Origin of the sequence: Uruburuella testudinis, from assembly GCF_022870865.1 — a bacterium.
GTDB classification, from domain to species: domain Bacteria; phylum Pseudomonadota; class Gammaproteobacteria; order Burkholderiales; family Neisseriaceae; genus Neisseria; species Neisseria testudinis.
Map to the genome: position 1 here is coordinate 2,157,072 of NZ_CP091508.1, position 18,556 is coordinate 2,175,627.

Below are 18,556 nucleotides of genomic sequence, written 5' to 3' on the forward strand. Positions count from 1 at the left end.
TGGTTATAGATAAAGGCCGTCTGAAATATTGTATTATCTTTAATTGGTATATTGTAGCGGAATCGGGCTTATTTTATAAGGCTTTTTAAGACTTTCAGACGGCCTTTATCTATAACCAGGCCGTCTGAAAGATTTACGCCTCCGCCCAATTGCGCGCGGCATCCATATCTGCCCAAATCTGCTGCTTGAGCGCTTCGATGCTGTCGAATTTTTCTTCATCGCGCAATTTGTGCAAAAAGCGTACACGGATACGCTGCCCGTATAAATCCCCATCAAAATCAAACAGGTGCACTTCCAACTTCTGCCTGCGCGTGGCCGATACGGTGGGATTGAAGCCGAAGCTGGCCACGCCGCGTTTGCGGCCGAATGCGCCCTCTGCTTCCACCACAAACACACCGCTTAACGCATAGTGGTGCTGTGCCAATTGCACATTGGCAGTCGGGCAGCCGATGGTGCGCCCCAGTTTGGCACCGTGTTTCACATGGCCGCTGAGCAGATAATCATGACCGAGCAGCTTTTGTGCATAGGCCAAATTGCCGTCTGAAAGCGCTTGACGGATGGCGGTGCTGCTGGCGCGGATGTTTTCCACCATCACCGAAGGCGTGCGCTCGGTTATCATACCGCGGTGGTTTTGCAGCATCTCGAAATCGCCCTCGCGCCCGGCGCCGAAACGGAAATCGTCGCCAATCAGCAGATATTGGGTATTAAGATGTTTACACAACAAGCGCTCGATAAATTCCTGCGCGGCAATATCGGCAAACGCCTGATTGAAACGCAGCACCCACACTGCATCCAGGCAGCCGGTGTCGCGCAGAAGCTGTAATTTGCTGCGTAAGGGGCTTAAGCGGTAGGGCTGCTCGCGACCAAACTTGCGGGCGAAAAATTCCTGCGGCTGCGGTTCGAACACCACCGCCACCGCCGCCAGGCCGCGGCTTTTGGCCTCTTGTTGCAAACGTTGCAAAATATGGCGGTGGCCGAGATGCACACCGTCGAAATTGCCGATGGTTACCGCGGCGCCTTGCGGAAAATGGGGGGCTTGCGTTTGCCCGAACCAAACTTTCATGAGCAGTTTGTCTGTATTTTTAGAATAATGGCGCATTGTAAACGCAATCGGCAGGCGGCGAAACCTTTAGGGCTCTGATGTATCGTTTATGTGGGGATTTTTGTGCCTGAAAATACCCAACCGCTGCAATCTGCAGCAACAGGCCGTCTGAAACGCCGTATTTTCAGACGGCCTGCCCGCGCCAGATTGTAAATAAAAATTTCATCAAGTGTGTTTTATTGTAAAATACGCAGTTTTCCCCAACTGCCTTTCCGCCAACTTTTTTCAAGAGCCGCACATGGATTTTCGTTTCGACATCATTTATGAATACCGCCAAATGTTTTTCTACGGCGCACTCACCACCCTGGGGCTGACGGTGGCTGCCACGCTGGGCGGCACCGTGTTGGGATTGTTCGGCGCGCTGGCACGCATTATCCGCTTTGAAAAAGGCAACGCATTTACCCATGCGCTGGCCTGGCTGCTGCGTACCGCTTCGTTGGTTTATGTTACCTTGTTCCGCGGCACGCCCTTGTTTGTGCAGATTTTCATCTGGTATTTCATTTGGGCGGTGGCGCTGATCAACCCGGCCGACGGCTGGCTGATCAGCGGTGATCTGGCGGTGGAGCTGCGCCGCAACTACGGCGCTCTAATCGCCGGCACACTGGCGCTGACGGTTAACGCCGGTGCTTATATCACCGAAATCGTCCGCGCCGGCATTCAGTCGATCGACCGTGGCCAAATCGAAGCCGCCCGCTCGCTCGGCCTCACCTATCCGCAGGCCATGCGCCATGTGATTCTGCCGCAGGCCTTCCGCCGTATGCTGCCGCCGCTGGCCAACGAGTTTATTACGCTGCTGAAAGACAGCTCGCTGCTCTCCGCCATCGCCGTGGCCGAGCTGGCCTATGTGCAGCGCACCATTTCCGGCCGCTATTCGATTTATGAAGAGCCGCTCTACACCATCGCACTGATTTACCTGGCCATGACCATGTGCCTGAGCTGGCTGTTTTCATGGCTGGAAAAACGCTACAACACCGCGCAACGTTAAGGTGTTCTGATGTGTCGTTTATGAGGGCATTTTTGTTTCTGGAAATGCAGATGCCAGGCACAAGCACCCATAAATCGACACATCACAGAGCTCTCTAATAGAGCACTCTAATGCCGTCTGAACAATAACAGGCCGTCTGAAAAATGTTTCAGACGGCCTGTTATTGTTCAGATTTGATAAATCATCCCCATTCATAAAAACCAACTGGGTCGAATACTTGTATCCGACAAATGGTTTGATATTCTTGTGATTTCAAATGATTTCAGCCGTCTGAAAGCGTCGGCTTCAAGCATCCGACCAGCAGGGTATCGCGCGGGTTCTGCTCACAAAAACCCTAAGTGTGCAAAGGCCGTCTGAAAGAAAATGTTTTCAGACGGCCTTGTTTGCAGCAGTGGTTTTTATTTTTATGTAAACAGCAGCTTGCTACAAATCAGCGGCTCTTGTTGGCATTTTTACCCCGAACTCACGTTAAGTTATTTTTGCGAATGGATCAATCGGTTTTCGGCGTATAGCGCCCGGCCATGGCTTTATAGACCATATTTTCATAACGCAACGCTTCGTAGCGCTGGTTGAGCACGGTTTGGGCGGAGCTGTATTCGCTGTTGAGCGCTTCGAGCCAGTCTTTCAGCTCGTTTTTACCGTATTGGTAGCGCACTCGGTAGTAGCGGCTGTTTTTCTGATCGAGCGTATAGCGGGTTTGCACATTGGCCAGGGTTTCTTGCGCGCGCCGGTATTGCAGATAATTGGTGTTCACTTCATTCAGCGCGGTGGTTAAGGCTTGCTCAAAGCTTAATTTGGCGCTGTCGAAATTGGCTTCGGCGTTTTTGTCTTCCCACTTCAGCGTCTGCCAATTAAGAAACGGCAGGTTGATTTGCGCGGAACCGCCCAACAAGGGGATATCAAACGCGGTTCGTGCTTTGTTTGAAGACGTACTCAAGCTGGCGCCCAAGGTGATGCCGGGATACCAGCTGCGTTTTTGTGCATCCACGCTGCGCAAGGCCGATTGCAGGCGGTATTCGGCGGCGCGCAAATCGGGGCGGTTGGCCAGCACCGAAATCGGCACGTTGAGATCAACCCCTTTTACCGGCAATAAACGGTATCCGCCGGGGTCCGCGGCCATCGCCTCATCCGGTTTGAGGTTGAGCAGGTTGCGCAGGGTCTGTATCAGCGCATCGCGGCTGTTTTGCAGTGAAAGCAAGTTGTTTTGTGCGGCCAGCAGTGATTGGCCGGCTTGGGTTGGCTCGACGGACGATACTTTGCCGTAGCGGTATTTGGCCTGTGCGATGCGGTCGATTTCCTGATACTGCTTGATAGATTTTTCAGTTAAATCAATGGCTTCATTGATATAGGCAATATTGAAATAAGCATCGGCCACATTGTTGATCAGGGTCAGGCGGGTGTTGGCCAAATCTTGGCGGGTGGCCTGATATTCCCACACTTGCGCATCGGCTTGGGCGTTGAGTTTTTGCCACAAATCCAGCTCGTAGCTCAAACCGAGCTGGCTGCTGAAGGTGTTGTTGCTGTGCCCGCTTTTCAGATTTTGTGAAGTGGAGGCACCCAACGAGCCGTTAAAATTCGGCACCAGATTGGCGCCCAGAATATTGGCTTGATAGAGTGCTTTGTTGACATTAATGGCGGCTTGGCGCAAATCTGTGTTGTTGGTCAGCGCCTGGGTAATCAATGCGTTTAATTCGCTGCTTTGGTAAATCTGCCACCAGTCGCCGTTAATATCATAACGTTCGGCAGTTTCGGTGGCCGGCATCACTTGGCCGGTGGCTTCCAGGCTGAGGCTTGCATCGGCTTGATGGTTGACCGCACAGCCGCTCAATACGGCAACCGCAGCCAAGCTTGAGGCCGTCTGAAAAAAAGAAGTTGCTTTCATTTGGTTTCCTGAATTTTTTCAGACGGCCTAAAATCCGGCAGGCCGTCTGAAAACGTTTAATCGTGTGCCAATGCATCAATCGGGTTCAGTTGCGAAGCGCGTTTGGCCGGCATAAAGCCGAAAGCTACGCCGATAACGGTTGAGCAGGCCACGGCCGCAACAATCGATAAGGTCGAAAACGACATGGCAAAGCTGCTGGCAAAAGCATTAAACAGCAAGCTGATGGCATACGACAGCAACACACCCACCAGGCCGCCGATCAGGCAGATCAACACCGCTTCAATCAAAAACTGCTGCAAGATGTTGAGCTGGCGTGCGCCAATCGCCATACGCACGCCGATTTCTTTGGTGCGCTCAGTCACCGACACCAGCATGATGTTCATCACGCCGATACCGCCTACAATCAATGAAATCAAGGCAATACAGGAAATCAGCAGGGTCATGGTGTCGGTGGTGCTTTCAATGGTTTGCTTGATGCTGTCGGTGTTGCGCATAAAGAAATCTTCGCTGCCGTGGCGGGCAATCAGCAGGTCTTTTAAATTTTGCTCGGCCACTTGCGAACCGACATCGTCTTTTACTTTTACGGTAATCGAGCTGATATAGCGCTCGCCGGTAATTTTCTGCATCACGGTGGTGTAAGGCGCCCAAAGCTGCAATTGGTCGCTGCTGCCGAAGCCGCTGTTATCGGTTACCGTAATGCCGATAACCTGCAACGGCCGTTTTTGAAATAAAATGGTTTGCCCCAAGGGGTTGGTGCCTTGGCCGAAAAGCTGCTTTTGGGTGTTTTCATCAATCACCACCACTTGCGCCGCATTTTTGACATCGGCCGCATCGTAAAACCGCCCTTCTTTCAGCTTGATACCGCGCACATCAAAATATTGGTCGCCGGCGCCGTAAAGCTGGGCGGTCAGGTCGGTGCTGCGGTAAGTGAGCGTGCCGCTGCCCGAAGTCATCGGGGTGGCGCTCTCCACATAGCTTTGTTTGGAAATCACTTCGGCATCGTTGATGGTGAGCGTTTTGATGCGGCCGGAACGCCGGTCGCCAAAGCCCCGCCCGGGGTAGATGCTGATGGTGTTGGTGCCCATTGCATTGATGTCTTCCAGAATTTTTTCTTGCGAACCGCGCCCCAATGCCACCACCGACACCACCGATGCGATGCCGATAATAATGCCGAGCATGGTCAACAGCGAGCGCATTTTGTGTGCCAAAATCGCCTGCACCGACATTCGGAACGATTCCAACGCCTGATCTTTATAAAAAGACCAGGAAATATGCTCTTGAATGCTTTCTACCCGGCTGGGCTTGATTTCGGTGTTTTTACTGCTGTCGGCAATGATTTCGCCATCGCGCAGCTCAATCACCCGGTTGGCATTGGCGGCAATGCCCGGGTCGTGGGTGACCAAAATCACGGTATGCCCCTGTGCATGCAAATCATGAATAATCTGCATCACATTGGCACCGCTTTCGGTATCGAGCGCACCGGTCGGCTCGTCGGCAAGAATGATTTCGCCGCCGTTCATCAGTGCGCGGGCAATACTTACCCGCTGCTGCTGGCCGCCTGAAAGCTCGCTGGGTTTGTTGGCTTCTTTGCCCGCCAAGCCCAAATCGTGCAGCAGCTGATCGGCGCGTTTCACACGCTCGTCATGCTCCACGCCGGCATAAACCGAGGGCAGCGCCACATTGTCGCGGGCATTCAGGGCGCTGAGCAGATTATAGCGCTGAAAGATAAAGCCGAAACGTTTGCGGCGCAAACCGGCCAGCTCATCGGCTTCCATTGCTGCGGTTTCGGTGCCGTCGATCCGGTAGGAGCCGGAAGTGGCGGTGTCGAGGCAGCCGAGGATGTTCATCAGCGTGGACTTGCCCGAGCCGGATTGGCCGATAATGGCCACAAAATCGCCTTTTTCGATGGTGAGGCTGATGTCTTTCAACACATGCACCCGGCTGTCGCCGCTGCCGAAATAGCGGTTGATGTTTTTACATTCGATTAAACTCATGATGCGGCCTTGTCTACATCGGCGGGCGGCCCATGCCGCGGCCTACTGAATTGCTGGCGGCTCCGGCGGCCAATTCGGAAACAATCACTTTTTCCCCTTCGCTCAAGCCTGATTTGACTTCGGTAGACATGCCGTCGCTCAAGCCGGTGGTAACGGTTTTTTCGGTTACGGCGTTTTTCTCACCCAAAACACGCACATATTTTTTGCCGCCCTGCTGCTTGATGGCCAGCGTGGGCACCGACAACACTTTCTCCGCTTGGTTAATCACAATGGTATTTTCGGTGGTCATGCCGATATAGAGCGATTGGTCTTCATTCGGCACAAAAGCACGGGCATAGTAATAAATGGCCGATTCGGTGGTGTCGGTGCTGGTGGTGTAGCTGCCTTTCGACATGGTGGTCAGCCCCGGATCGATAGAATCAAGCGTGGTTTCGCGCACTCGGTCGGGTTGCGACAAGGTGGTGAAGCTGACCGGCAAACCGGCTTTCACTTTATTGGCATCGCCCTCGGCAATCTGCATCTTATTCAGCATTTGGCTCAAGTCGGCAATCTGCACGATGGTCGGCGTGGTTTGGTTGGCGTTTACGGTTTGCCCCTGCTCCACCACAATCGATACCACGGTGCCGTCCATCGGCGCGGTGATGCGGGTGTAGCCCAAATCAGCCTCGGCCGTGTTGATGGCGATTTGGGTTTGTTTGATAGAAGATTTCAACTGCGCCACCGAAGCCTTGGCCGACGCTAATGTGTTTTCCGCATCTTCCAGCTCTTGTTTCGAAGTGGCATCTGCGGCCCACAAGGCTTGTTCGCGCTTGTGTTTGATGTCGGCCGATTTCAGGGCGATTTGCGCTGAAACCAGCTGCGCCTGATAGGTTTCCAGTTGTGCTTTATTGGTATTGAGCGTATTTACCTGCGTGGTGGAATCAATATCGGCAATCATATCGCCCTGCTTGACCTGCTGGCCGATTTTCACATACAGCTTTTTAATCTGACCGGAAGCCTGCGCGCCCACGTCTACCAGCTGGGCGGCGGAAATCTCGCCGGTGGCGCTCACAGTTTGGCGTATATCGCTGCGTGTTACCGGCTCGGTAAGATAAGTGACTTCGTTTTTCGGCTTCAACCACCACCATAAACCCAAAGCCACGGCAAGCACCAGCAGCAGGATGATTATCCACTTAATCGCTTTTTTCATGATATTCGAAATACCTTATTATGTTTTCAATCCGTTTACCGTCTTTTTTTCAGACGGCCTGTGTTGTTAAATATTAAATAGTTGTACCGCAAAACGAGCGGAAGTGTACTGCAATTCAATGGCACCGCCAAGCGGCAAACCTTGAAACAAAACGCATAAGCAATTGTTATCAAAGCATATTCAAGCTTTAACTTTTACATGAAATTGGCAATCGGTTAACAATTTCCACCGCAGACCATCAGCAATCTTACAGGCAGCTTGGGCACAAGTGCGTTTTATCGCAAAATCCAACCTCTCGAAACATCCGGCACGCGGAGCGCCGGAATTAGGCTACAATGCCGCCCTTATTATTGATTTTGGCTGCGGTGGGGGGGGGCACCAAGATACCCTAACGCTGCCGTATCCCGCAAACGTTCATGAAACATCTCCAACAAGGCTTCACTTTGGCCGAATTAATGATTGTGGTGCTGGTGCTGGCTATTTTGGCCACCATCGCCTACCCCAGTTACGACACCTACATACGCAACGCCCGTATGGAAAACGCCCGTGCCGATTTGCTGGCCAACGCCCAAATGTTGGAGCGCTTTTATGCACAAAACCACACCTTTCCCACCCACAGCGCCGATAACGATTTTCAATTGAAAACCAACGAATATTTCGACATCGCCCTAATTCCCCAAAGCGCCTCTGCCGCCGCACGCGGCTATACGCTGCAAGCCACGCCCAACGAGCGCAACCGCAACGAAGCCCACACCTTGCGCTTGGACGATAACGGCGTGCTGACTGTCTGCAATGCAAACAACCATTGCCAAACCAAATAATACCCAATTCAAATCTGCTTTACACCGAATATTGTTGCCGTCATAATTCCGCATGATATCAACATAAAACAACGGGGATCATATGTTTCAACCACTATTCAGGCAGCAAGGCTTTACTTTGCTGCAACTGCTGCTTGCCGTCGCTCTGTTGGCCATTCTCGCCACCGCCGCTTGGCCGGCTTATGAAAAGCATATCCGCCGCACCGAATTACAGGCGGCGCGCACGGCTTTATTGGAAAACGCCCATTTTATGGAACGTTTTTACCAGCAGCACCGCTCTTTCAAACAAACCTCCACCACCTGGCCCGCACTGCCCGTCGGCGCTACCGATGCCTTCTGCATCCGCCCGCAAGGCCTTGCCCGCGGTGCGCTGGACGGAAAATTCACCTTAAAAGCCGTAGCCTTTAATCAAAACCGGGAACCGCGCACCATCAAAATCAACGAAGCCCTAACCACCATCATCTGCGAAACCACCACCAGCAGTTGCGATGACGACAATAGCTACTTTACAGGCGGCAGCACCGTGGATAAAAAATGCACGGTATTCAGATAAATCGATAGCCGTTCAGCTTCATCATTCTGCTTCGTTCTCCCGCCTGAGCTCGAAGAGGAGCGGTTTTGCCAGGGTGTCCTGATGTGTCGATTTACGGGTGCTTTTTGCCCTTCATAAATCGACACATCAGGATCCTAGGGCATTGAAACGCCAAACTCACCGGCTCCGCGTTTGTGGCCGTCTGAAAGCCAACGGCTGCACATCACCGGTTGTCTGCCATCCCTATCCAAAAAAAACAGCCCGCCTACATAATCTCATTTGCCGGCTTATGTTCAAATGGTTATCAACAGACTCCCGTTTCCGCTCATGCAAACGCGCCCCAAGCGTATTTGTTTGCCCGCCGCAGCAAACACAGGCACAATCACAACACTTTACCAAGGAAAAACCATGAACCTGAAAGACAGCCTGCTGGCGCTGACCGTGATTGCGGTGTGGGGCGTTAATTTCTTTTTTATGAAAATCGCGCTCGATGAAGTGTCGCCCATGGTATTGGGCATGCTGCGTTTTGCCTTGATTTTGCTGCCGGCGGTTTTTCTGCTCAAACGCCCGGCCGTGCCGTGGTATTGGCTGGCGGCTTATGGTGCCACCATCAGTTTCGGCCAATTCAGCCTGATGTTTACTGCATTATCGTTGGGCATGCCCACCGGTTTGGCGGCGCTGCTGCTGCAAGGTCAGGTGTTTTTTACCGTATTTCTGGCTGCCGTTTTTTTCCGCGAGCCGGTGCAGCCCAACCATTTGCTGGGCATTGTGGGCGCAGCAGCAGGCTTGCTGCTGATCGGCGTAGGGCAATATCGGGGTTCGGTGCCGCTGCTGGCGATGTGGCCGGTTTTAGGTGCGGCGGCCTGCTGGGCCGCGGGCAATATCGTGGTGAAATACATCGGCAGAGTAAATGCGCTGTCGCTGGTGGTGTGGGGCAATATTTCGGCGCTGCTGCTGTTTGGCGTGTGCGCATTTTGGTTTTACGGCGCAGAAGGCGTGCAGGCACAATTAGCGGGATTGAGTTGGCGCGGTATCGCCGGGGTGGTGTTTCTGGCTTATGTGGCCAGCTTGGTCGGCTATGCCGGCTGGGGCGGGCTGCTTTCACGCTATCCGGCCGCCCAAATCACACCCTTAGCCTTGCTCGTGCCCGTGGTGGCCTTGCTGGTTGCCCGGGTGTGGCTCAATGAAGAGATGAACGGCTGGCATTGGAGCGGTGTTATCGTAGTGATGGCGGCTTTGCTGATACATGTGTTCGGCGGCAGATATCGAGGCCGTCTGAAAACCGGTTTGCCGAAATAGGACTCACTCTTTAAACGGGTATTTTGCATGGAGCCGCCGGGCAGCAACAGAATTATTCCGGCAAACCGGCAATCTGCCAGCTTTGTTCGAAAAAAACTTCATCGCAATTGGCCGCCGTGCCCGCCCTGTCGACCACAATAAATTCCCCGCGTGTACCAAAGCTCATCAACGGATGGTGCCAAGTGCCCAAATGATAATTCACGCCCTGATGCCCTGCCGCATAAAATGCACGCATCTTGGTGGTGTCGGGCCGGCCGTTTGCTCCATCAGGTGCCACCACCACGATAAACGGTGTGCGGTTAAACGGAATCCACGCCTGCGAACCGAGCGGATGGCGCTCCAGCATGGCAATTTTGAGCGGCGCGTGAAAGGCATCGCCGCGCGCCAGACTGATCACCGGCCGGCCGTCGGCACCGTCGATCTGCACATCGGCCAAGCGGTGGTAGCGTTCGGTGGTGCCGTTGTTGATGTGAAACCAATGGCTGCCTTCGATTTCAAGCACATCGCCAAAGGGCGCAAATGCCGCCTTGGTCAGTGGTTCGATATGTAAAACATTCATTTTTTTCCTTTTCATTCCAGGCCATCTGAAACCCCTTCGTAAAAGCAAGCTGACAACAAAGCGGCAATGTTTGTGTGAATGGATTTCAGACGGCCTTATCCCAGCGCCCGATACAGCAGCCACAGCGCAATCGCCACCAACATGCTGCCGAACACGCGGCCTTGTGTCTGCACCGCGGCATCGGAAGCGAATTTTTCTGCAATCCACGCCCCGCCGTAAGCCCAAGTAAAATGGGTCAGCAGATTAAGCGCCAGCAAAGCCGCACTCAATGAAAGCACCTGATACGGCAACGGCTCATCGGGGTTGAGAAATTGCGAATACATGGTCAGAATGATGGTGATGCCTTTCACATTCAGCGCCTGCGAAATCACGCCGTCAATAAAGCGCAAAGGCTTTGCCGCCTGCTTTTTCGCCACATGGGTGCGCCGCAGCATTTTGATGCCCAGCCACGCCACATAAGCCGCACCGGCCAGTTGCACCGCCAGCATCACCGCAGGATAGCGCTGCACCACCGCCGCCAGCCCGAAGCCGGCCAACAGCGCATAAGCGCTATAGACCAAATCCAGCCCGAGTATAAACGGCACCGACTGCCGGAAACCGTTGGCCGCACCGCAAACCGCACACAACACATTACCCGGCCCGGCGCTGAACACCAGCGGAAACACCACGCCCAGCCACAATAAAAATTCCGCCCACGAGCTCATGCTTCAGACGGCCTGCCCCAGATACGCAAACGGCTCACGCCGCCGTCGGGATGGATGTTTAATTTCACGTGCGTTACCGCGCCGATATCGTTTAAATCGGCTTGCCCGTAAAAATGCTGTTTGTCCATTTCGGTTTTTTGCTGCGGCAGCAAAGTCTGCCAAAACATCGCCTGCGTGGGCAGCGATTCATCGGTGCCGAAAGTGACATCGGCGGCCTGAATACTGATGCTGTCGGGATAATTGCCTTTAAAATGGGCAGTATCCACCTCGATTTTTTCCACCTGTGTGCGGCAGCCCAATTCGATGATGCACCATTCGTTGCCCGGCACGCGGCGGCGGGCGGTTTCCCAGCCGTCGCCCATATTTACCCCGCGCCCCGGCATATTCAGGCGGAACGGCACGCCGTAATGCGCATTGCTCACCGCCACGATGCGCCCGCCGTTGGCCACGGCGGAAGTTTCGTAAAGCTCATCCTGCGGCAAAGCGCGCCAATCCACTTTCGGCAAACCATACACGCGCAGCCGCGCCACGCCGCCATCGGGATAAATATTCAGGCGCACATGCGTCCACTCGCGGTTATCGTCGACCGCCGTAAAGCAATGCGAATCGCCCTGCAAAGCCACCGACGGCACAATGGTCTGCCATTTTGTGTTTTCAGACGGCATGCCCTCGCAACGGCAGGCTTCCAGCGAAGCGGCGGGCGGAAAATTGCCGGTAAAATGGCTGGTATCGATGTCTACGCCGCGAATCACACCCGGCAGGCCGAGTTTCACCACCGCATAGTCATAACCTTCATAACGCTTGCGGCGCGTTTCCCAACCGTCCATCCATTTACCGTGATCGTCAAACTTGCCCACCACAAACACCGGCGGCGCACTTTGCAACATGCGCTCGGCGGCGGCAAACCATTGGTCGGAGCAATTCAATACTTCCGCACCGAAATCGGCGGCGGCCAGATTCACAAAACGGGTGGCGAAATCGGGCAGCTCAACTGCTTTGGCCTGCACGATGTGGCCGTCGGGCAAATACGTTTGCGACATGACATTTCCTTTTGATGATGCGCCGGCCATACCGGCAAATAAACAGATCAAGATAAGCTTTCGGCCTGCGTGGGCTTAATCACAACCCAACGAAGCCGGCCGACTTGAAATCCGCGTCGAATCAAGCTGCCAAGGCTTTCTGGTCATTCGGCTTACAGGTGCTGCTGCCCCTGAAAGCGCATCGGCTGTGTTAAAAAATAATGATATGAATTGTAGAATATTCCAACAGCTATAGCGGATTTTGCTCCACCAAAGCCAAGCGGGCAACAACGGCACCTGCCGCCAGCAAAGTGCCCGGCGATAACACGGCATTGGCGCCGATGCGGGCATCATCACCCACCAAGGCGCCGAATTTTTCACAATGGGTTGCTATTTTTTCTCCGCGATAAGTCACACTAATCTTTTTATCGCTTCGCTCGTTGTAATGATTGGCCGTGATGGCGCCGGCTTCAAAATTCGCTCGGCTGCCGATAATGCTGTCGCCGATAAAATTCAAATGCGCCACCGCGCTGCCGGGCATCAAAATGCTGCTTTTCACTTCGCAAGCAATGCCCACTTTAGCGCCTTCCCCCAAATAAACACCGCCGCGAATATAGCTGTTGGCGCCTACCAAACAGCCTGCGCCGATAATGGCGGGTGCCTTGATAACAGCATGGCGGCCGATGCGGGCCAAATGATGCACTGCCACGCCCTCTTGCACCCGATAGCCTTCATCCAGCCTATCCAACAACGGATACAGCGTGTGCGCCAAGGCCGCAGTCACTTCCCACGGCAGTGCGTTGAGCTCGAGCGGGAAGTCGGCAGGAACCCGGATAAAATCAGCAATCATCATTTTCTGCACCCTGTTTACCGTTGGTTTCAGACGGCCTGATATAAGCGTTAAACTGAATCATCATACAAAGCAGCAAATCCAATACAGCACCAACAGTATGATTAAATTAAACGGTTATATTTGAACCAAATCCTGCAAGCGCAGTAAGCCGATGCGGTAAATCTGGCGCAAACTTTCCTGCTGCTCTTGCGCCGGCGTCAAGCCGATGCGGCGGCGGAATTCGGCAATAATGCTTTGGCGGTCGTGACCGCGCACGGCAAGAATAAACGGAAAGCCGAATTTTTCACCATAGCGCGCGTTTAAATCGGTGAGCTCGGCAAACTCTTGCGGCGAACACTGATTCAGCCCGGCGCCGGCCTGCTCCTGCGTAGATTCGGCTGTGAGCGCGCCGGCCACCGCCAGCTTGCCGCCCAATTCGGGGTGGGCGCGAATCAGCTTCAATTGTGCCGCTTCGCCTGCCGCTTCGATTTGCGCCACCATTGCGGCGTGCAGCGCCGCCACATCGGCAAACGGCCGTGCCGCCGCGGTCTGTTCGGCCACCCACGGCGAATGTTCGAAAATCGCGCCGAGTGCGGTGGTAAAATCGGCGCGGTGCATGTGATTCAGCTCAGATAATAAAATTTTGTTCATTGCGCTTCCGGCAGATGGTTTTCAGACGGCCTTATTATCGACATATAGTGGAATAAAGCAAGCAGTGATACAAGTCAACAAGCCGCAAACAATACAGCTGATAGAAACGGCAATTTAATCACTGTATTTTTTCAAATCAATCCGACTGTTTTAAAAGAGCACTGAATATTCATTTCACTATTATGCCATAAGGCCGTCTGAAACTTTGATTAACCTTGATACGGATGTGTTTGCAGCCAATGACGGGCAATCTGCGCCCGCGTCGGCACCCACACACGCTCATGGCTTTGAATATAATCCAAAAACTTCACCAGCCCCAAAAAGCGCCCGGGGCGGCCGATCAAGCGGCAGTGCAGCCCCACATTCAACATTTTCGGGCAGGTTTCGCCTTCGGCATACAACACGTCAAAGGCATCTTTCAGATAATGGAAAAAATCATTGCCGTTCACAAAACCATGGCCGTTGGCAAAGCGCATATCGTTGCTGTCGAGCGTGTAGGGAATCACCAATTGCGGGTGAATGCTGCCGTCGCTTTTTTCAACCGACTGCCAAAAAGGCAGATCATCGCCGTAATAATCAGAATGATATAAAAACTGCCCTTCTTCCGCCACCAGCCGCGCCGTATTGGGGCTGTCGCGGCCGGTATACCAACCCTCGGGATGGCGGCCCAACAGCTTGGTAAACAGCGCCACGCATTGCTGCATATGGGCGCGCTCTTCTTCTTCGGGTTTGTTTTGATAATGAATCCAGCGGTAGCCGTGGCAGGCCAGCTCGTGGCCGCCGTCGATAAAGGCCTGCGCCACTTCGGGATGCCGCTCCAACGCCATGCCCACGCCGAAAATCGTGAGCGGCAGGCCGCGCCGTTCAAATTCGTTCAAAATACGCCACACACCGGCGCGCGAGCCGTATTCGTAAACCGATTCCATGCTCATGTGGCGGTCGGGATAGGCCGCCGCGCCGATGATTTCAGACAAAAACTGCTCCGAGGCCGCATCGCCGTGGAGCACGCAGTTTTCGCCGCCTTCTTCGTAGTTCAACACAAACTGCACGGCAATTTTGGCCTCGCCCGGCCATTGCGCATGCACGGGATGGCGGCCGTAGCCGACCAAATCGCGGGGGTAATTCGAATTCATCTGCCTACTTTCAGACGGCCAAGCCGCCAAATAAATTGTTGACAATTATGCGCAACAGCATGCAGAATTGTCAACATCAAAATAATGCCGCATTGCCGATTACATCAGCACAAAAGCCTGATGACACTTTATCATGTAAACTATATCAGGCCTTAAGCCAACAATTTTTAACGCGGCCGCTCAAAAACACAACCCCTCAGGACATCATCATGGGCAAACTTTCCACTCACGTTTTAGACACCATGCACGGCAAACCCGCGCAAGGCGTGCTCATCCGCCTCTACCGGCTCGACAACGGCAGCCGCGAGCTGCTGAAAACCGCCGCCACCAACGCCGACGGCCGTTGCGACGAGCCGCTGCTGCAAGGCGAAACCATGCAAAAAGGGCGCTACGAGCTGGTTTTTGCCGCCGGCGCTTATTTTGCCGCACTCGGTATCCACGGCGGCGAACCGCGCTTTTTAGATGAAATTCCCATCCGCTTCGGCATTGCCTCTGCCGATGAAAACTACCATGTGCCGCTGGTGATGACACCGTGGACATACGCCACCTACCGCGGCAGTTGAAGCGGCTGCGTTCAGACGGCCTGAATTGCCCGGGCCGTCTGAATGCGTTTGCGCCCTTTATATATATATAGTGAAATAAAAAGAAGTGATACAAAACAGCAAGCCGCAGCAACGCCGTCGCACTTTTTGATTCATTTCACCATATCTGTTCAAAAATAACCCAACCGCACAGCCCCGCCCAAAAGCATGCCCACTATTCAGTTTGCGGGCGCACAATCTTCGCTCTGCTACGGTTATTTTGAACAGGCATCAACCCTTATTGCTTGAAACCCCGAATAAAAAGGACACATCATGAGTGCCTATCTGATGGATTTGACCAACCTGCTGTTGCGCTGGCTGCACGTAATTGCCGCCATTGCCTGGGTGGGCGAATCGATTTATTTTGTTATGCTCGACAACAGCCTGAAAAAACCGCAAGCCGAAGCCGACCGCAGCAAAGGCGTGGCGGGCGAAATGTGGGCGGTGCACGGCGGCGGCTTTTACCACAACCAAAAATACCAGACCAGCCCCGAAAAGCTGCCCGACGATTTGCATTGGTCGTTTTGGAAATCCTACACCACCTGGCTCTCCGGCTTCGCCCTTTTCTGCGCGATGTATCTGAGCAATCCGGCCATGAACTTAGTCAACCCTTCGGCCGGCTGGGCTTGGGCGGCCAAAATGAGCAGCGGAGAAGCGGTGTTTATGGCTTTGCTGTTTTTATTCGGCGGCTGGCTGGTTTACAACCGGCTGTGCAAGCTCATCAGCCCCAATATGACCCGCGACGGCCTGCTGAGTGTGGCGGTGGCAGTGATGATGGTGGCAGTCAGCTTTCTGGCCACGCATATTTTCGCCGGCAAAGCCGCGTTTCTGATTATCGGCGCGGTGATGGCTACCTGCATGAGCGCCAATGTGTTTTTCTGGATTATTCCCGGCCAGCGGCGCATGGTGGCGGCCATGAAAGCCGGCGAAGCACCCAACCCGCTCGACGGCAAACGCGGCAAACAGCGCTCGGTGCACAACACTTATTTCACCCTGCCGGTGGTGTTTCTGATGCTTTCCAACCACTATGCCGTGACCTACGGCGCTGAATGGTCGTGGCTGATTGCGGTGTTGTTTATTTTTGCCGGCGCCGCCATCCGCCAATTTTTTGTGGTGATGCACCAAGGTAAAAAGCAATACGGCTATTGGGCGTTCGGCATCGTGTGCCTGCTGCTCGCCGCCCTGCTGGCCGCCCCTAAAAAACCTGCCGAATCGCCGGGCGCCACCGAGGGCAGCCCCGCAGTCAGCATCGAACAGGTTTTGGCGATTTCCCAACAGCGCTGCGCCGTCTGCCATGCCGCCCAACCCGACCGCCAATTCGGCTTCGCCGCCCCGCCCTTGGGCATGAAGTTGGAAACCGCCGAAGAAATCCGCATGGCGGCCGACAAATTCAAACAACGCGTGGCCAACCACACCATGCCCATCGGCAACCTGACCGGCATGACCGAAGAAGAGCGGGCGCTGATTGCACGCTGGCAGCCATAAGCATTGCCGTTGCGAAAGGCCGTCTGAAACCGCACGTTCACAGCGTTCAGACGGCCTTAATCTATCGGCAAACGTTTAACCAGCGCCGCCGTCAACCAACACCTTCGGCATCGCTGTTCGTGGTATTGGTGAGCAACATGGTCGCGCGGGCTCTGTCTACGGAAAAATACACAATACCCATTCACAAAAATAAGCCAACCACATTGGCTCGCCTTGCCGCCGCGTTTTTTATTCATTTCACGATAAGTGATAACGGCTGTATCTGCCAACACTAGGGTGCCCGGACAATTCGATTTACGGGTGTATTTTGCCCCTGAAAATGCATCTGCTGCGTTAAAAAGCCTCACAAGATGTGCAAATCTTGCTGCGTTTTTTGCCTGGCATCTGCATTTTCAGGAACAAAAATCCCCTCATAAACAACACATCAGGACACCCTAAAACAGGCCGTCTGAAAATATTTCAGACGGCCTGTTGCTGCATCACACTCACAACGATTAGCGGTAACCTGCCTTGCGCATCAGCATCACGGCACGCTTCTGGTTGCTGCCGGCCACGGAAACGTTAATCACGTCTTGCTTGAAGCTGCCCCATTTGGCCACTTTCGGATCAGGCTTGATTTTCGGGTTGGCCGGATATTCATGATTGAGGTCGGCAAACAGATTCTGCGCCTCGCTGCCGCTGAGCCATTCGATGAATTTTTGCGCTTCTGCCGGGTGTTTGCTGAACTTGGCCACACCGGCGCCCGATACGTTTACATGGGTGCCTTTGGCTTTTTGATCGGCAAAGAAAATACCGATGGGCAGATTGGGCTGTTTGTCCATCAGGCGGCCATAATAATAGGTGTTGGCAATGCCCACATCGCAACGGCCGGCGCCGATGGCTTCCAGCATGGCGGTATCGTTGGCAAACGGCGCCACTGCCAAGTTGTTGACCCAGCCTTTCACGATTTGCTCGGTTTTTGCTGCGCCCTGGTTGGCAATCATGGTGCCCACCAGCGATTGGTTATACACATTGCCGGATGTACGCAGGCACAGGCGGCCTTTCCATTTCGGATCGGCCAAATCGGCATAAGTGGAAAGCTCGGCCGGCTTCACTTTATCGGTGTTGTAAAAAATGGTGCGGGCGCGCACAGATAAGCCGTACCACTGGTTTTTCGGGTCGCGCAGGTGGGCGGGAATATTGGCCTTGAGGGTGGCCGACTGAATCGGGCGCAGCAAGCCCATTTGGGTGGCCTGCCATAAATTGCCGCCGTCAACGGTAATCAAGACATCGGCCGGGGTGTTGCTGCCCTCGGCTTTCATTTTTTCCATCAGCGGGCCGGCTTTATCGCTGACCAGCTTGATTTTGGTGCCGGTTTTCTTTTCATACTCGGCCACAATCGGCTTGAGCAGATTGTCGGCACGCGAAGAATACACCACCAGCTCATCGGCAAACACAGGCGCCGCCATCATCACGGCCACAGATGCGGCCAAGGTTTTTTTCATCATTTTGTTTTCCTTTGCAATCGGGTTTCGGATACTGCCTGACACGCGGATTCTAAACCAACAATCTTATAATAACAATATAAATTATCATTTACTTTGAAATAGCGTGTATTCTTTCTTGCCATCATCTGCAATCAAAACGATAATAAGCGCTTTAATCGATTGATGTGCAGGGGGCGTTAGGGTGTCCCGACTATTCGATTCAGAGTGCATTTTGCCCCAAAAGCGCATCTGCTGCGTTAAAAATCCTCGCAAGATGTTTATCTTGCTGCGTTTTTTCTTTGCATCTGCATTTTTAGGAACA

Annotated in this window: 17 protein-coding genes; 6 read left to right on the forward strand and 11 right to left on the reverse strand. The window is 53.6% G+C overall.

Annotation, left to right across the window (positions count from 1 at the left end; genetic code table 11):
- Nucleotides 1-133 precede the first annotated feature (133 nt).
- Nucleotides 134-1,063, reverse strand: a complete 930-nt coding sequence (gene ribF, locus LVJ83_RS09925; RefSeq protein ID WP_244784339.1) for a bifunctional riboflavin kinase/FAD synthetase — start codon at nt 1,061-1,063, stop codon at nt 134-136.
- Nucleotides 1,064-1,340: 277 nt separating this feature from the next.
- Here ribF and LVJ83_RS09930 point away from each other — a divergent pair, with 277 nt between their 5' ends.
- Nucleotides 1,341-2,087: an amino acid ABC transporter permease gene (locus LVJ83_RS09930; protein WP_244784340.1), complete on the forward strand. Its 747-nt coding sequence runs from the start codon at nt 1,341-1,343 to the stop codon at nt 2,085-2,087.
- 490 nt (nt 2,088-2,577) lie between these two features.
- Here the strand turns inward: LVJ83_RS09930 and LVJ83_RS09935 are convergent, their stop codons facing one another.
- The 3 genes from LVJ83_RS09935 to LVJ83_RS09945 are packed head-to-tail and all read right to left on the reverse strand — an operon-like array spanning nt 2,578 to nt 7,152.
- Entirely contained in the window at nt 2,578-3,969 is a 1,392-nt protein-coding gene (locus LVJ83_RS09935) for a TolC family protein (RefSeq protein WP_244784341.1), read from the reverse strand.
- A gap of 56 nt (nt 3,970-4,025) precedes the next feature.
- Nucleotides 4,026-5,963 carry a MacB family efflux pump subunit gene (locus LVJ83_RS09940; protein WP_244784342.1) on the reverse strand — a complete coding sequence of 646 codons (1,938 nt, stop codon included), beginning with the start codon at nt 5,961-5,963 and terminating at the stop codon, nt 4,026-4,028.
- Nucleotides 5,964-5,976: 13 nt separating this feature from the next.
- Complete coding sequence (locus tag LVJ83_RS09945) at nt 5,977-7,152, reverse strand: efflux RND transporter periplasmic adaptor subunit (protein ID WP_244784343.1); 1,176 nt, start codon at nt 7,150-7,152, stop codon at nt 5,977-5,979.
- 416 nt (nt 7,153-7,568) lie between these two features.
- Here LVJ83_RS09945 and LVJ83_RS09950 point away from each other — a divergent pair, with 416 nt between their 5' ends.
- The 3 genes from LVJ83_RS09950 (at nt 7,569) to LVJ83_RS09960 (ending at nt 9,804) form a co-directional block, all read left to right on the forward strand.
- Nucleotides 7,569-7,973, forward strand: a complete 405-nt coding sequence (locus LVJ83_RS09950; RefSeq protein ID WP_244784344.1) for a type IV pilin protein — start codon at nt 7,569-7,571, stop codon at nt 7,971-7,973.
- Nucleotides 7,974-8,055: 82 nt separating this feature from the next.
- Entirely contained in the window at nt 8,056-8,526 is a 471-nt protein-coding gene (locus tag LVJ83_RS09955) for a type IV pilin protein (protein WP_244784345.1), read from the forward strand.
- A 387-nt stretch (nt 8,527-8,913) separates the two neighbouring features.
- Entirely contained in the window at nt 8,914-9,804 is an 891-nt protein-coding gene (locus LVJ83_RS09960; RefSeq protein ID WP_244784346.1) for an EamA family transporter, read from the forward strand.
- 52 nt (nt 9,805-9,856) lie between these two features.
- Here the strand turns inward: LVJ83_RS09960 and LVJ83_RS09965 are convergent, their stop codons facing one another.
- The 6 genes from LVJ83_RS09965 to puuE all read right to left on the reverse strand — a co-directional run bounded on the left by LVJ83_RS09965 (nt 9,857) and on the right by puuE (nt 14,702).
- Nucleotides 9,857-10,363: an ureidoglycolate lyase gene (locus tag LVJ83_RS09965; RefSeq protein WP_244784347.1), complete on the reverse strand. Its 507-nt coding sequence runs from the start codon at nt 10,361-10,363 to the stop codon at nt 9,857-9,859.
- Between the two features lie 95 nt (nt 10,364-10,458).
- Nucleotides 10,459-11,067 carry a LysE family translocator gene (locus LVJ83_RS09970; RefSeq protein WP_244784348.1) on the reverse strand — a complete coding sequence of 203 codons (609 nt, stop codon included), beginning with the start codon at nt 11,065-11,067 and terminating at the stop codon, nt 10,459-10,461.
- Nucleotides 11,064-12,107, reverse strand: coding sequence for an allantoicase (gene alc, locus LVJ83_RS09975; protein WP_244784349.1), 1,044 nt, complete (start codon nt 12,105-12,107; stop codon nt 11,064-11,066). The genes LVJ83_RS09970 and alc overlap by 4 nt, the downstream gene beginning before the upstream one ends.
- A 229-nt stretch (nt 12,108-12,336) precedes the next feature.
- Nucleotides 12,337-12,939: a DapH/DapD/GlmU-related protein gene (locus LVJ83_RS09980; protein WP_244784350.1), complete on the reverse strand. Its 603-nt coding sequence runs from the start codon at nt 12,937-12,939 to the stop codon at nt 12,337-12,339.
- A 114-nt stretch (nt 12,940-13,053) separates the two neighbouring features.
- Nucleotides 13,054-13,569, reverse strand: coding sequence for a 2-oxo-4-hydroxy-4-carboxy-5-ureidoimidazoline decarboxylase (gene uraD / locus LVJ83_RS09985; RefSeq protein ID WP_244784351.1), 516 nt, complete (start codon nt 13,567-13,569; stop codon nt 13,054-13,056).
- A 209-nt stretch (nt 13,570-13,778) separates the two neighbouring features.
- Nucleotides 13,779-14,702: an allantoinase PuuE gene (gene puuE, locus LVJ83_RS09990; RefSeq protein WP_244784352.1), complete on the reverse strand. Its 924-nt coding sequence runs from the start codon at nt 14,700-14,702 to the stop codon at nt 13,779-13,781.
- Nucleotides 14,703-14,911: 209 nt separating this feature from the next.
- On the opposite strand from puuE, the gene uraH reads away from it, so the two are divergent.
- The gene (uraH, locus tag LVJ83_RS09995) at nt 14,912-15,265 is read left to right on the forward strand and encodes a hydroxyisourate hydrolase (RefSeq protein ID WP_244784353.1); all 354 of its coding nucleotides are present in this window, start codon (nt 14,912-14,914) and stop codon (nt 15,263-15,265) included.
- Nucleotides 15,266-15,556: 291 nt separating this feature from the next.
- Nucleotides 15,557-16,768 carry a urate hydroxylase PuuD gene (locus tag LVJ83_RS10000; RefSeq protein WP_244784354.1) on the forward strand — a complete coding sequence of 404 codons (1,212 nt, stop codon included), beginning with the start codon at nt 15,557-15,559 and terminating at the stop codon, nt 16,766-16,768.
- A 494-nt stretch (nt 16,769-17,262) separates the two neighbouring features.
- Here LVJ83_RS10000 and LVJ83_RS10005 read toward each other — a convergent pair whose 3' ends face one another.
- Nucleotides 17,263-18,255, reverse strand: a complete 993-nt coding sequence (locus tag LVJ83_RS10005) for a Fe(3+) ABC transporter substrate-binding protein (protein WP_244784355.1) — start codon at nt 18,253-18,255, stop codon at nt 17,263-17,265.
- Nucleotides 18,256-18,556 lie beyond the last annotated feature (301 nt).

Excerpts from the sequence above, each read along its gene's own strand:
- LVJ83_RS09940 (WP_244784342.1), bottom strand. The coding sequence starts at position 5,963 with ATGAGTTTAATCGAATGTAAAAACATCAACCGCTATTTCGGCAGCGGC.
- LVJ83_RS09960 (WP_244784346.1), top strand. The coding sequence starts at position 8,914 with ATGAACCTGAAAGACAGCCTGCTGGCGCTGACCGTGATTGCGGTGTGG.
- LVJ83_RS10000 (WP_244784354.1), top strand. The coding sequence starts at position 15,557 with ATGAGTGCCTATCTGATGGATTTGACCAACCTGCTGTTGCGCTGGCTG.
- LVJ83_RS09980 (WP_244784350.1), bottom strand. The coding sequence starts at position 12,939 with ATGATGATTGCTGATTTTATCCGGGTTCCTGCCGACTTCCCGCTCGAG.
- puuE (WP_244784352.1), bottom strand. The coding sequence starts at position 14,702 with ATGAATTCGAATTACCCCCGCGATTTGGTCGGCTACGGCCGCCATCCC.
- LVJ83_RS09945 (WP_244784343.1), bottom strand. The coding sequence starts at position 7,152 with ATGAAAAAAGCGATTAAGTGGATAATCATCCTGCTGCTGGTGCTTGCC.
- uraD (WP_244784351.1), bottom strand. The coding sequence starts at position 13,569 with ATGAACAAAATTTTATTATCTGAGCTGAATCACATGCACCGCGCCGAT.
- alc (WP_244784349.1), bottom strand. The coding sequence starts at position 12,107 with ATGTCGCAAACGTATTTGCCCGACGGCCACATCGTGCAGGCCAAAGCA.
- LVJ83_RS09955 (WP_244784345.1), top strand. The coding sequence starts at position 8,056 with ATGTTTCAACCACTATTCAGGCAGCAAGGCTTTACTTTGCTGCAACTG.
- LVJ83_RS09965 (WP_244784347.1), bottom strand. The coding sequence starts at position 10,363 with ATGAATGTTTTACATATCGAACCACTGACCAAGGCGGCATTTGCGCCC.
- LVJ83_RS09930 (WP_244784340.1), top strand. The coding sequence starts at position 1,341 with ATGGATTTTCGTTTCGACATCATTTATGAATACCGCCAAATGTTTTTC.
- LVJ83_RS09970 (WP_244784348.1), bottom strand. The coding sequence starts at position 11,067 with ATGAGCTCGTGGGCGGAATTTTTATTGTGGCTGGGCGTGGTGTTTCCG.
- LVJ83_RS09950 (WP_244784344.1), top strand. The coding sequence starts at position 7,569 with ATGAAACATCTCCAACAAGGCTTCACTTTGGCCGAATTAATGATTGTG.
- LVJ83_RS10005 (WP_244784355.1), bottom strand. The coding sequence starts at position 18,255 with ATGATGAAAAAAACCTTGGCCGCATCTGTGGCCGTGATGATGGCGGCG.
- LVJ83_RS09935 (WP_244784341.1), bottom strand. The coding sequence starts at position 3,969 with ATGAAAGCAACTTCTTTTTTTCAGACGGCCTCAAGCTTGGCTGCGGTT.
- uraH (WP_244784353.1), top strand. The coding sequence starts at position 14,912 with ATGGGCAAACTTTCCACTCACGTTTTAGACACCATGCACGGCAAACCC.
- ribF (WP_244784339.1), bottom strand. The coding sequence starts at position 1,063 with ATGAAAGTTTGGTTCGGGCAAACGCAAGCCCCCCATTTTCCGCAAGGC.